Annotated in this window: 8 protein-coding genes; 3 read left to right on the top strand and 5 right to left on the bottom strand. The window is 66.5% G+C overall.

What is annotated here, in order from left to right; genetic code table 11:
- Positions 1-26 precede the first annotated feature (26 nt).
- From AC1ECW_RS07545 to AC1ECW_RS07530, 4 genes are all read right to left on the bottom strand, one after another.
- Positions 27-6,053, bottom strand: coding sequence for a retention module-containing protein (locus AC1ECW_RS07545; protein WP_481201546.1), 6,027 nt, complete (start codon positions 6,051-6,053; stop codon positions 27-29).
- Between the two features lie 295 nt (positions 6,054-6,348).
- Complete coding sequence (locus AC1ECW_RS07540; RefSeq protein ID WP_409706387.1) at positions 6,349-7,719, bottom strand: HlyD family type I secretion periplasmic adaptor subunit; 1,371 nt, start codon at positions 7,717-7,719, stop codon at positions 6,349-6,351.
- Positions 7,716-9,926 carry a type I secretion system permease/ATPase gene (locus tag AC1ECW_RS07535; protein WP_409706384.1) on the bottom strand — a complete coding sequence of 737 codons (2,211 nt, stop codon included), beginning with the start codon at positions 9,924-9,926 and terminating at the stop codon, positions 7,716-7,718. Before AC1ECW_RS07535 ends, AC1ECW_RS07540 begins: the two co-directional genes overlap by 4 nt.
- Positions 9,927-9,950: 24 nt before the next feature.
- Positions 9,951-10,496: an NUDIX hydrolase gene (locus AC1ECW_RS07530; protein WP_409706381.1), complete on the bottom strand. Its 546-nt coding sequence runs from the start codon at positions 10,494-10,496 to the stop codon at positions 9,951-9,953.
- Positions 10,497-10,578: 82 nt separating this feature from the next.
- On the opposite strand from AC1ECW_RS07530, the gene AC1ECW_RS07525 reads away from it, so the two are divergent.
- Genes AC1ECW_RS07525 through pgeF form a run of 3 tightly spaced genes read left to right on the top strand, consistent with a single transcriptional unit; the run spans position 10,579 to position 12,692 of the window.
- Positions 10,579-11,277: a fumarylacetoacetate hydrolase family protein gene (locus tag AC1ECW_RS07525; RefSeq protein WP_481201545.1), complete on the top strand. Its 699-nt coding sequence runs from the start codon at positions 10,579-10,581 to the stop codon at positions 11,275-11,277.
- A 21-nt stretch (positions 11,278-11,298) separates the two neighbouring features.
- Entirely contained in the window at positions 11,299-11,940 is a 642-nt protein-coding gene (gene maiA, locus AC1ECW_RS07520) for a maleylacetoacetate isomerase (RefSeq protein ID WP_481201544.1), read from the top strand.
- Positions 11,937-12,692, top strand: a complete 756-nt coding sequence (gene pgeF, locus AC1ECW_RS07515; protein WP_409706372.1) for a peptidoglycan editing factor PgeF — start codon at positions 11,937-11,939, stop codon at positions 12,690-12,692. The genes maiA and pgeF overlap by 4 nt, the downstream gene beginning before the upstream one ends.
- Here pgeF and AC1ECW_RS07510 read toward each other — a convergent pair.
- Positions 12,624-12,911, bottom strand: a complete 288-nt coding sequence (locus AC1ECW_RS07510) for a hypothetical protein (protein WP_409706368.1) — start codon at positions 12,909-12,911, stop codon at positions 12,624-12,626. The genes pgeF and AC1ECW_RS07510 overlap by 69 nt on opposite strands.
- Between the last annotated feature and the right edge of the window lie 87 nt (positions 12,912-12,998).

Here is a 12,998-nt window from a genome sequence, read left to right as displayed (position 1 = left end):
AGAGGCCGCCCCCGGGTGATGCCGCATCAGTCGCTGATCAGTTTGCCGCGCTGCAGGAGGTCCTGGACAATCTGCTGGTCGCTGGTGAACCCGTTTGTCAGATCGACCCCGGTGATCTGAATGACCTGATCGACCGCGGCGCTGTTGAACCCGCTGGCGAACCCGCCGGTCGAGCTGATCGAGATCGTGGTGTTGCCGCCCGACGAACTGAAGTGGAGATAGTTCGCCAGGTTGCCCGAATGCTCGCCGACCAGCAGATCGCGCAGATCGAGCACATCCCCACCGGGCGCGTTGTTGAAGTCGGTGATGATGTCCGTGGGGGCTGAGCCGGGCGTACCACGGTCGGCCAAGCGCCAGGCGAAGACGTCGGCGCCGGCACCGCCGGTCAGGGTGTCGCTGCCGGCGCCGCCGGCGAGAAAATCGTGCCCGGCACCACCGATCAGCGTGTCGTTGCCGTCGCCACCCATCAGCAGATCGTCGCCATCGCCTCCTTCGAGTCGATCGTCGCCTGCATCACCTATCAAGACATCGTGGCCCGCTCCGCCATAAAGGGTGTCGTTACCTGCGCCGCCGACGAGCATGTCATGGCCTGCATCGCCTTGAAGGATGTCGTTGCCGTCTCCACCCAGGAGGCGATCGTGACCATTGCCGCCGGTCAAGGTGTCGTTGCCGCCACGTCCGAAGATGAGGTCGTTGCCATTGCCGCCGCTGGGGGTGTTGGCACTGTTGTTGCCGTTGATCAGGTCATCGCCGTCGCCGCCACTTGCACCAGTGGCTGTCATGAAGTTGTTGTCGGCATTCCCGGCAGAGGCTGTGCCCGTCGTGGTGACTGATCGATACAGGTCGATCTGGTGTCTGGCGGGGTAGGCAGAGCCGTCTTCGGCCGTGACCACGACGGTCGAATAGTTCGTCGAATTGGCCGTTGTGATCTGTGGGAACAGTGCGGTCAGTTGGGAAAGATCCCAGCTGCTCAAGCTCAAGGCGACTTCGCCGGTGGCACCGACGGTGACCGATTGCGCGCCCGACTGGAGCACCGTGCCTTGCGGCAGGCCGCTGATTCGAATGGTGTGCACGTTCGCACTGTTGGCGATCTGGATGGGGAAGTTGATCGTCCGGTACTCGGCATCGGTGTTGGAGCCCGGTCGATCGACGACGGTCAAGGCTTGGGGCACGTACATCTGTGGCTGAGCATGGACGCGCACCTGCAAGGAAGCGTTCGCGGTGGCGGTGTGCGCGTTGGCGCTTTCCTGCGATGTCGCGCTGACTTCCAGATCGATCAGTCCTGTGTAACCGGCGGGCGGACGCAACCTCAGCGTGGCCAGGTTCCAACCCAAGACATCCACAGAGGTTTGCGTGGCAGTGGCCGTGAAGCTCGAGCTGCCATCGGTGAGCGTAGACCCCACCGGAAGGCCCGACAGGATGATCGACGAGATGGATTCCGATCCGTCGGTGTCGTTCAGGGTCGCATTGATGCCACTCAGGCTGATGAAGCTGTCTGGGCTGCCTTCGTTTGCAACCAGCGGATAGTAGCCACCAGAGCCTACGCTCACGAAGGGGCCGTGGGGCATGGCTTGCGCGTCGACCACATCGATGCTGGTGAATAGAGGCAGCGAACTGAGCGCAGACGTCGAGCCGTCGCCGTTGAGAACCTTGATTTCGACCGCCCCGGCCCCCGAGTTGTTGGCGAGGTACATCTCAAAACTGTAGTAACCGCTTTGAGACGGGGTAAAGTTCCAGGTTCGATTGCCCCAACTGTCGTGGTTTTCGGAGGCGACGACGGTGCCACCGATGCGCAGGGAGTAGGTGTCGTCCACATAGCCCGTGAAGGTATAGCTGCGGCCGCCTTCGAGGTATACCAGGCCGAGCAGACTCACGCCATTGCCGGTGGCGACTGCGTTTTGCGAGTTGCTGTCCTGGGAGTTGTTGTACAAATCAAAGTCGCTGACAACGGTCGAAGACGTGGGCGTCATGCCGGCCATGATCCCGGGCAGATTGTCGGCAAAGCGCTCGGTGGCGCCTGAGCCTGCGGCGGCGACGTTGGTGTACTGGTTCATGATCAGCCCGCGGCCCGACGCCGTGTCGGTGCTGGGGGCCGGACTGACGGCGGTGGGCGGTGTGAAGCTCAAGGCGGGTGCATCGGCCACCGCGACGACATCGATGCTGGCCGTGGCCGGCGCAGAAGTGGCTGCGTCATTGTCCGACGCCGTGTATGTGAAGCTGACCGAGCCGCTCCAATGAGAGGCTGGGACGAAATACAGGGTCGGCGAGCTAACCGTCTCGCCCGCATGGATCACCGTGCTGAGGCTGGCATCGGCATACAGCGTGCCGTTGGTCGGCACACTGGTAAGTGTGTAGCCAACGACGGAGCCGTCGATATCCGAGGCCGAGAGAGTGATCGCAATGGCCCCGCCATCTTCGTTGCCGGAGCTCGAGACGTTGGCAGCGACGGGCGCGTCGTTGACCGCAGTGATGCTCAAGAACACCGAGGCTGTCTCCGTCGTCCCTCCAGAAGTAACGGTGTAGCTGAAGCTGGCCGGACCGTGATAATGGGCCTCGGGCACGAAAACGAGCATCCCACCCGCAGTGAGACTCACGCTGCCGTGGGCCACGGCCACCGCAGGGCCGCCGGCGACGATGGGCTGACCATCGACGGCGGTGATGGTGCGGCCCGGATCAGAGAACGTGTCGTTGGCCAGCACGTCCAGGGTGGCTGAGGTGTCCTCGTTGATCGTGAAGCTGTCGTCGACGATGTCGCTCACCGGCGTGATGGTCAGAGACAGCGTATCGGTGACGGTGCTGGTGCCGTCCGTGGTGGTGACGGTAATGGAAGCCGGGCCGTGATAGTCGGCGAGCGGGACATAGGTGGTGCCTACCAAGGCAGCATTGATGGCCGCCGGGGAGCCCGAGAGGGTGACGCTGCCCGTACCGTTGCCCGAGACGGTCACGCCGGCGGTCGAGCCCAGGGTGAGGGTGCCCATGGCCGTGCTGATGGTGGTGGTAACGGAGGCGCTGTCGACGTCATCCAGGTACGTGCCTGGCAGCAGATAGACGGAGGAGTCCTCTGCCATCGTCACGGAACCCGGCAAGAAATGCTGAGGAGCATCGTCGATCGCATGCACTTCGATGACGGCCGTGGCGGGAGAAGAGACGTTGCCATTGCGGTCGATGACCGTGACATTCACGATCCGATCGACAGTGGCAGGGTTTTCGCTCGTGTTGGAGAAGGTCACGGACCGGATGGCCGCCTCATAGTCGGCCAACGACGCGGTGCCACTGAAAGTAATCGTGTGACCCGACAGCGAGGCAATGATGCCCGGCGGCAGCGCACCGTGATTGAGGACATCGCCGGGTTGCGGGTTCGTTAAGGCCACGGTTGCACCGGTCAGCGTCGGAGAATCGACGTCACTGATCGACAGATCGGTATCGCCGATGGCAATCGGGCTTCCGTTCTCAATGAACGCAGCCTGATATCCCGTGCCGGCCTCGGATGCGTCGAGGTCGATCACTGGGGCAACGATGTCCGCCGTCATGCTCAAGGATGCAGCGGCACCGGCATTTCCGGCCAGATCGGTGTAGCTACCACCGGCAACCTCAATGCTCGGGGCAGCGGCACCCGCTTGCGTGAAGGTGGCGGTCCAGGTCGAGGGCCCAGTTTGGGTCAGGCCGGAAATCGAACCGCCCGTGACCGTGATGTCCGAAGCGTCAAAGCCGGCCACCGCTTCACTGAAACTGAAGGTCACCGTCGTGGACTCACCGGCGGCCAGCAAGGTGTCAGCCGCAGTGATGGACAGCGTGGGTGCGGCGGTGTCGGCCGTCATGGCCAGCGAGGCGCCTGTACCTGCGTTGCCCGCGACATCGGTGTAGCTGCCCGCGCCGACCGCGATGCTCGGAGCATCCGTACCCGACTGCGTGAAAGTGGCCGTCCAGGTGCTCGGTCCGGTCTGGATCAGACCAGAGAGCGTGCCCCCGGTCACCGTGATGTCCGAAGCGTCAAACCCAGCCACCGGCTCGCTGAAGCTGAAAGTCACCGTCGTGGACTCGCCAGCGGCCAGCAAGGTGTCGGTCGCGGTGATCGTGAGGGTGGGCGCAGCGGTGTCGGCCGCCAGAGTGAGGGAGGCACTGCTGCCGCTGTTGCCGGCCAGATCGGTGTAGCTGCCCGCGCCGACCGCGATGCTCGGAGCATCCGTACCCGACTGCGTGAAGGTGGCGGTCCAGGTCGAGGGCCCAGTTTGGGTCAGGCCGGAAATCGAACCGCCCGTGACCGTGATGTCCGAAGCGTCAAAGCCGGCCACCGCTTCACTGAAACTGAAGGTCACCGTCGTGGACTCGCCAGCCGCCAGCAAGGTGTCAGCCGCGGTGATTGTGAGGGTGGGTGCAGCGGTGTCGGCCGTCATGGCCAGCGAGGCGCCTGTGCCAGCGTTGCCCGCGACATCGGTGTAGCTGCCACCGGCCACAGCGATGCTCGGCGCATCGGTGCCCGATTGCGTGAAGGTGGCGGTCCAGGTCGAGGGCCCAGTTTGGGTCAGGCCGGAAATCGAACCGCCCGTGACCGTGATGTCCGAAGCGTCAAAGCCGGTCACCGGCTCACTGAAGCTGAAGGTCACCGTCGTGGACTCACCAGCGGCCAGCAAGGTGTCGGCCGCAGTGATCGTGAGCGTGGGTGCAGCGGTGTCGGCGGAGAGCGTCAGCGAAGCTCCGGCACCGGCATTGCCAGCCAGATCGGTGTAGGAGCCGGTACCGACGGCAATGCTCGGCGCATCGGTGCCCGATTGCGTGAAGGTGGCCGTCCAGGTGATGTTGTCGCTCGTGGTCAGACCCGAGAGCGTGCCGCCCGTGACCGTGATATCAGATACGTCAAACCCGCTGACGGCTTCCGAGAACGTGAAGGTGACGGTGGTGGACTCACCGGCGGCCAGCAAGGTGTCAGCCGCGGTGATGGACAGCGTGGGCGCGCCAGTGTCGGCGGTCATGGCCAGCGAGGCGCCTGTACCTGCGTTGCCCGCGACATCGGTGTAGCTGCCCGCGCCAACCGCAATGCTCGGGGCATCCGTGCCCGACTGCGTGAAGGTGGCCGTCCAGGTCGAGGGCCCAGTCTGGGTCAGACCGGAGAGCGTACCGCCCGTGACCGTGATGTCCGAAGCGTCAAAGCCGGTCACCGGCTCACTGAAGCTGAAGGTCACCGTCGTGGACTCACCAGCGGCCAGCAAGGTGTCAGCCGCGGTGATCGTGAGGGTGGGGGCGGCAGTGTCGGCGGTCATGGCCAGCGAAGCCCCGGCACCGGCGTTGCCAGCCAGATCGGTGTAGCTGCCACCGACGACGGAAATGCTCGGCGCCTCGGTGCCTGCTTGGGTGAAGGTCGCGGTCCAGGTGCTAGGGCCGGTCTGGACGAGGTTGCTCAGGATGCCGCCTGTGGTGAGGATGGCATCGACGGTCAGGCCGGAGACAGGTTCGCTGAACTCGAAAGTGATGGAGGTCGATCCGCCCGAGGGCAGCAGGCTGTGGCCCGGCATGATGGTGACCGTCGGCGCTTCAGTGTCGCCCTCTGGTGCAGGGCGCACTGACGCCACAACCGGTCGCTGCGTTGACTCAGGCTCGGCACCACTGCTTTCCTGGGGCGAGGCGGGGAGACTGAGGCGCTGGCCTTCGACCGTCTCGGCCACACGTTCTACCCGCAGTCCGGGTGGCAGGCCCTCGCTGCCGGCCGCATCGGCGTTCAGACCTGCGGCCGGGGCGTCCTCGTCGTTAGCACTCCCCGGTTCCAGCGACTGGATGACCCGGTCGATCTCTTCGCTGCCACCGGCCGGCGACCGCGTGGCGGCAGCTGCGGGTTGCGAGACACCGGATTCGAGGATTTCTGCGGTGCGCGGAACGAACAGGGCGCCCGAGGCATCCTCCAGCTCCACGTGGGCACCTTCGGCCAGCACCAGGACCTCGCCCTCCCGCAGGACATCGCCCACTTTCAAGGGACGCAACCGTCCCGACGGATCACGGGCGAAGGCCTGTCCAACGATGGAGGACACAGTTCCGATCACGGGAGCAGTCGCAGTGGCCATCTCGATCAATCCTCTCAGTCGTTGTTGCAGTTGGTGACGATTGTTTGTTGTGACTTCAGGATACCGAGGGCCCTGAGCTCAATGGGGCTTATTGGACCGAGTGATGTGTGACAAAGCCCACAAAAGGGGGCGGTTTTCAGCGATTTGTTGCACGCCGATCGACCAGGACGGTTTCGTTCGGTTGCCCTGGACGAGGCGCTCGTGCAGAAACAGCCGGAATCGGAAGCTTTTCGTGATGAAGATCACGCAAGAGACGGTCTGAACGAGCGTTCGCCGCCGACGTGACGTCGCTTCTTCAGCGTTCGGTCAGTGCCACCGATTTGGCTCTCAGGATGGGCTTGAGCAGGTAGTCGAGCACGGTCTTGTTGCCGGTCAGGATATCGACCTCGGCGGTCATGCCCGGGATGATGGGCAGGTGCTCGCCGAGGGAGGGGCGGTCGGTGCGCACCCTGATCACGTAGTAGGCGTTGCCGCGTTCGTCCACGACGGTGTCCGGACTGATGTTCTCGACCTTGGCGCTCAGGCCACCGTAGATGGCGAAGTCGTAGGCCGTGAACTTCACGATGGCCTCCTGACCCGGCCGGATGAAGGCAATGTCCTTGGGCAGGATGCGTGCTTCGAGCAGCAGGGCGTCGTCCAGCGGCACGATCTCGACAATGTCGCGTCCGGGCTGGATCACGCCGCCGACGGTGTTGGCCAGCAGCCGCTGCACAGTGCCGCGCACCGGCGAGCGCACGGCCGTCTTGTCCACCCGATCGGCCAGCGCCACCGTGCTTTCGTTGAGCGCGGCCAACGTGCCCAGCACCTCCGACAGTTCCTTGCGGGCCTCGTTGCGGAAGGTCATTTCCGTTTCCTGGATCTTGCGCTGGGCTTCGCCGATGGCCGCCTGGACGCGGGCGATCTGGGCGGTGGCCTGCTCGGTCTCGCCGCGCAGCCGGGCCACGTCGCGTTCCAGCCGCAGCACGTCGACCTCGGAGACGGCCCCCGAAGCCAGCAGCGGGCGGGTCTTGTTCAGTTCCTGCTGGGCCAGATCGAGGGCTTGCTGGGCCGAGACGCGGCGCGCGCGCATTTCAGCCAGTTCCTGCTGACGCTGCAGCAACTGCTGCTGGTTGATCGACAGCAAGTTGCGCAGCTCGGCCTGACGGGATTCGAGCAGACGTCGTTCCTCTTCGACGATGCGGGCTTCCTCAGCATTGCCCGCCGACGGGCTGGGCGGCAAAAACGGCACCCCTTCGGCGATCGAGCGCAGCCGGGCTTCCCGCGTGCGCAGGGCAAAGGCCTGGGCTCGGCTTTCGTTCACGCCGGACACGGCCCGGGTCTCGTCGATACGCAGCAGGAGCTGGCCGGGCTCCACCACCTGGCCTTCGCGCACCAGGATCTCGGCCACCACCCCGCCGTCGAGCGACTGCACCACTTGGAGTTGCCGTGAAGGGATGACCCGGCCTTCGCCGCGTGTGATCTCGTCCACGCGTGCCACCGCGGCCCAGGCCACCAGCACCACGGTGATCACCACCGCCACGCGCACGATGCGCTGGGCACGGTGCGTGGCCCGTCGGCTCATGACCTCTTCGGCTTCGAATTCGAATCCCTGGAAGGGGCGCGCCGGCGCTGCGGTCTCGGTCGACTGGCCCGCGCTGCGCCACAGGGTCCACCAGCGCCGGATCATGCGGCCCTCGCAATCTTGCCGGTGGACAGCGCCTCGAGGATGCGATCGCGCGGCCCGTCGGCCACCACCTTGCCCGCATCCACCACGATCACCCGGTTGACCAGCGAGAGCAGGGACGTACGATGCGTCACCAACACCACCGTCTTGCCCTGGGCGAAACGGCTGATCTGCGCGTTGATGTGGGCTTCGCTGGAGAAGTCCATCGCGCTGGTGGGCTCATCCAGCAACAGCACCGGCGAGTTGTGCAACACCGCCCGGGCGATGCCCACCGCCTGGCGCTGGCCGCCGGAGAGGGATTCACCACGCTCGCCGACCATCATGTCGAAGCCCAGCGGGTGGCGGTTGACGAACTCCAGCAACCCGGCGACCTCGGCCGCGGCCAGCAAGGTGGAGTCGTCGGCATAGGGCAGGCCCAGGGTGATGTTCTCGCGCAATGTCCCGTAGAACAGAGTGACGTCCTGGGAGACGTAGGCCACGTTGCGCCGCACGTCGGCCGGGTCGAGCTGCCGCACGTCGATACCGTCGAGCAAGACGGCGCCCTGCTCGGGGCGGTACAGGCCGAGGATGAGCTTTTCGATGGTGGACTTGCCCGAGCCCACGCGCCCGATCAGGGCCACACGATCGCCCGGGGCGATCTTGAAGCTCACGCCGTCCAGCGCACGGTCCTGCCGGTTGGGGTAGGCGAAGTGCACGTCGCGGAACTCGATCTCGCCCTTGAACTCCCTGCGCTGCACATAATGGGCGCCGGCCGGACGCTCCACCGGCTGGGCCATGATCTTGTTGAGCGACTCCAGCGCGGTGCGTGCGCCCTGGTATTGCATGAGCAGCCCCACGATCTGGCCGGCCGGACCCAGGGCGCGCGAGGCCAGCATCGTGCAGGCGATCAGTCCGCCCATGGTCAGCTCGCGCTCGCCGATCAGGTACACGCCGACGAGGATGACCAGCACCGAAACCAGCTGTTGCACACTGGCCGTGCCGTGCAGGGCGCCGGCCGACAGCCGGCGCATGCGCACGTTCAGTCCGGCCAGGTACTGGTTCGCGCGCTCCCAGCGGCTCTGAATCACACTCTCAGCGCCTTGGGTCTTGATCGTCTCCAGACCCGTCAGGCTTTCCACGAGCGTGGCATTGCGCATGGCGCTGGCGCGGTAAGTCTGCTCGGCCAGGGCATGCAGTCGCCCCTGCAGCACCACGCCGAGCAGCAGCACGCCGCCGAAGGCCAGCAGCACCGGCAGCACCAGCCACGGCGAGATCCAGGCGATGAGTCCGAGAAAAAGAATGGCAAAGGGCAGGTCGATCAGGGCCGTGACGGTGGACGAGGCGATGAAGTCGCGCACCTGCTCGAAGCTGCGCAGGTTGGCAGCCAGGGAGCCGACGGATTCGGGCCGGTGCTCCATCCGCAGGCCCAGCACCCGCTCCATCAGCGAAGCCGAGATCTGCACGTCGATGCGCGCACTGGCCTCGTCGATGAAGCGCCCGCGCAGGGTGCGCATGAGCAGGTCGGCGCCAATCACCAGCACCACGCCGATGGCCAGGGCCCACAGGGTTTCGACGGCGTGGTTCGGCACGACGCGGTCGTACACGTTCATCGCGAACAGCGGGAAGACCAGGGCGAAGAGGTTGATCAGCAACGCGGCCCACAGGACATCGCGATAGACGAAGCGCTGCTCCAGTACGGCCCCCCAGAACCAATGGCGCGAACGCGGCGGGCGGATCGGCGGCGTGCGCTCGTCGAAGCGGAAGTGCGGCCGCACGAACAGCGCCAGTCCGCTGTAGCGCTCGGCAAGTTCCGCGCGCGTGAAGCTGACCGCGCCCTGGCCCGATTCGGGCAGCAGCACCCGGGCGTGTTCTCTGCCCTCATCCCAGCCCAGCAGCACACAGACCTCGTCGCCCTTGAGCAGCGCGATCACTGGCAGCAGTGCGGGATCGATGTCGTCCAGCGAGCGGCGTTGCAGCTTGCAGGCCATGCCGGCCCGGGCGGCGGCGCGTTCGGCCAGGGCCAGCGTCAGCCGGCCTGAGACCAGCGGCAATCCGGCCGACAGGCTGGCGCGGGTGGCCGACTGGCCGTGCAGGCGGCACACCTCGATCAGGCAGTCCAGCAGGGGGTCGGCATGGACCAGGTCCTCGCGCAGGCGGGCTGCCCGCTCGGCGGCCGGTCCGGGGGAGGCCGGCGAGGCTTGGGCGGTGGTGGAGGCGGGCGTGACGGTCATGCGCAGGGGCTGTGGCAGCGGGCTTCAGGTGATATCGGCCGTGTGGACGCGGAACTGACCCCGCCGGCGGTCCTCGAAATAGCGCCGCAGGGTCTCGCGCACCGTACGAAACGCCAGCTCGTCCCAGGGGATCTCGTGCTCGGTGAACAAGCGTACCTCGATCGTCTCGGGGCCCGGGTGGAAATCGGTGTCGAGCAGGCGGGCCCGGTAAAACAGGTGCACCTGCCCGACCCGCACCACGTTGAGCACCGAGAACAGGCCCTCCAGCGCCACATGGGCGCCGGCCTCCTCGTCGGTCTCGCGCAAGGCGCCCTGCTCGGTGGTCTCGCCCAGCTCCATGAAGCCGGCGGGCAAGGTCCACAGTCCGTAGCGCGGTTCGATGTTGCGGCGGCACAGCAGCACCTGGTCGCCCCAGACCGGGATCGTGCCCACCACGTTCAGCGGGTTGACGTAATGCACGGTCCCGCAGGCCGGGCAGACGGCACGCTCGCGATTGTCGTCGGCAGGGACGAGGTACTCGACCGCGGTGCCACAGGCTCTGCAGTGCTTGATCTGGCGGGCATGGAGCATGGGCGGCAGTGTAGCGCGCCCCTGTACCCGCGACGGCCCGCACCGGTGTAGCATCCCCGCACCTTGTCCTGCGGAGTTTCCCTTGAGCGACGTCATCGCCACCCCGGCCATCGCGCGTGTCCCCGTGGCCGACTCGGCCGACACCTTTCCCGTGCACCGCATCTACTGCGTGGGCCGCAACTACGTCGAGCACGCCATCGAGATGGGGCACACAGGGCGCGAGGCGCCGTTCTTCTTCCTCAAACCCGCCGACGCCGTGCTGCCGGTGCGCGCCGGTGAGGTGGGCCAAATGCACTATCCCGGTCTGACGCGCAACCTGCATCACGAGATGGAACTGGTCGTGGCCATCGGCCGGGGCGGTCGCCACATTCCCGCGGCGCAGGCCCTGTCGCACGTCTGGGGCTATGCCGCCGGCCTGGACATGACACGGCGCGACCTGCAAAACGAGATGAAGAAGCAGGGGCGTCCCTGGTGCATCGGCAAGGGCTTTGAGGAATCCGCCCCCATCGGGCCCATCGTGCCGGCGGATCAGGCGCCGGGGGTATTGGATGCCGTCATCGAGCTGAGTGTCAACGGGCAGGTGCGTCAGTCCAGCCGCACCAGCAAGCTCATCTGGAGCGTGGCCGAAGTCATCGAGCATTTGTCCAGCGCCTGGACCCTGGCCCCTGGAGACCTGATCTTCACCGGCACGCCCGAAGGTGTGGGAGCGGTCGTTCCGGGCGATCTGCTGGTGGGCCGCATCGAAGGCCTGCCCGAGTTGCAGGTGCGCATCATCGAGTGAGTGTCCGGTGCCAAACCCGTCATGAAGCTGTACAACTACTTTCGTTCCTCCGCGTCGTTTCGCGTACGCATCGCTCTCGAACTCAAGGGCCTGCGCTACGACTACGTGCCCGTCCACCTCGTCAAGAACGAGCAGCTCTCGCCGCCGTTCGCCGAGGTGTCGGCCGAGCGGCTGGTGCCGGTGTTGCAGGACGGGGCGTTGACCCTGTCCCAGTCGATGGCCATCATCGAGTATCTGGACGAAACCCATCCCGAGCCGCCGCTGTTGCCCGCCGATCCGGCCGGCCGGGCGCGCGTGCGGGCGCTGGCGCAGTCGATCGCCTGCGAGATCCATCCGCTGAACAACCTGCGTGTGCTGCGCTACCTGGTGCGCGAACTCGGCGTCTCCGAAGAGGCCAAGAACGCCTGGTACCGTCACTGGGTCGAGACCGGCCTGGAGGCCGTGGAACGCCTGCTCGCCGGCTCACCGGCCACCGGGCGCTGCTGCCATGGCGACCAGCCGACGCTGGCCGACTGCGTGTTGGTGCCGCAGATCTTCAATGCACAGCGCTTCGACTGCCGGCTTGACCACGTGCCCACCGTGATGCGGATCTTCGAGCATTGCATGCAGCTTCCGGCCTTCGTCGCCGCCCAGCCGTCTCACTGCCCGGACGCCCAGGCGTGAGCACGGAAAGCTGGTTCACGCCCGAGTGGCCGGCTCCGCCCGGTGTCGGGGCCGTGATGACCACGCGCCGGGGCGGCCAAGGCCATGCCCCCTATGACAGCTTCAACCTGGGCGACCATGTGGGCGACGATCCCGCGACGGTCCGGCGCCACCGGGAGCGGCTGGCGCAGGCCCTGGGCGTCACCCCCGTCTACCTGCAGCAGGTGCATGGCCACGATGTGGTGCATCTGAGCGAGGGATGCAGGGGCCAGCCCCCGGTCGTGGCCGACGCAGCCGTGAGCACCACGCCGGGTTTGGCTTGCACGATTCTGGTGGCCGACTGCCTGCCGGTGCTTCTGGCCCACGACGGCGGCCGCGGCGTCGGGGCGGCCCATGCCGGCTGGCGTGGACTGGCCGGTGGTGTGCTCGAGAACACGGTGGCGGCCTTGTGCCAGGCCACCGGATGCGATCCCGGCTCACTCGTGGCCTGGCTGGGACCGTGCATCGGCCCCCGACGCTTCGAGGTGGGGGCGGAGGTGCGGGAGGCCTTCTGCCGGGTGCACACCGGCGCGGCCGCCCGTTTCCGCCCGGGCGCGCAAGCCGGCAAGTGGCTGGCCGATCTGCCGGGCCTGGCCCGCGACCGACTGACGTCCTGCGGGGTGACACGCATCAGCGCCCTAGGCGCCTGTACGGTCGAGGAGAGCTCACGGTTCTTCTCGTTCCGGCGCGACGGCCGCACGGGCCGCATGGCTGCGCTCGTCTGGGTCGGCTGAAGAGGGGGAGGGCGCCTGCTCACGGGCCAGCGCGGCCCGCCGCGCCCGTCTGCGCGCAGGCGTGCCCAGCAGGTACATCACCAGCGAGACCGGACCCACCCCGTAGAACAGAAAGGTGACCACCGCACCCAGCACCGAGCCCTGCGTGCTGGAGGCTTCGGCCACCGCCATCATCAGCGCGACATACAGCCAGGCAATCGCCACGAGGTACATGGACATGGGGGCAGATCCGGACGCGGCCTGGGGCGGGGCCCTCTGGCATTCGTCAAGCAAAAAGACAACCGCCAATTATGCGCGCTCCGGTAT

The sequence above is a fragment of the Caldimonas hydrothermalis genome, assembly GCF_056746695.1.
This window is presented reverse-complemented; position numbering and strand designations above follow the sequence as displayed.

Coding starts and splice junctions, on each gene's coding strand:
- AC1ECW_RS07545 (WP_481201546.1), bottom strand. CDS start 6,053: ATGGCCACTGCGACTGCTCCCGTGATCGGAACTGTGTCCTCCATCGTT.
- AC1ECW_RS07540 (WP_409706387.1), bottom strand. CDS start 7,719: ATGATCCGGCGCTGGTGGACCCTGTGGCGCAGCGCGGGCCAGTCGACC.
- AC1ECW_RS07535 (WP_409706384.1), bottom strand. CDS start 9,926: ATGACCGTCACGCCCGCCTCCACCACCGCCCAAGCCTCGCCGGCCTCC.
- AC1ECW_RS07530 (WP_409706381.1), bottom strand. CDS start 10,496: ATGCTCCATGCCCGCCAGATCAAGCACTGCAGAGCCTGTGGCACCGCG.
- maiA (WP_481201544.1), top strand. CDS start 11,299: ATGAAGCTGTACAACTACTTTCGTTCCTCCGCGTCGTTTCGCGTACGC.
- AC1ECW_RS07510 (WP_409706368.1), bottom strand. CDS start 12,911: ATGTCCATGTACCTCGTGGCGATTGCCTGGCTGTATGTCGCGCTGATG.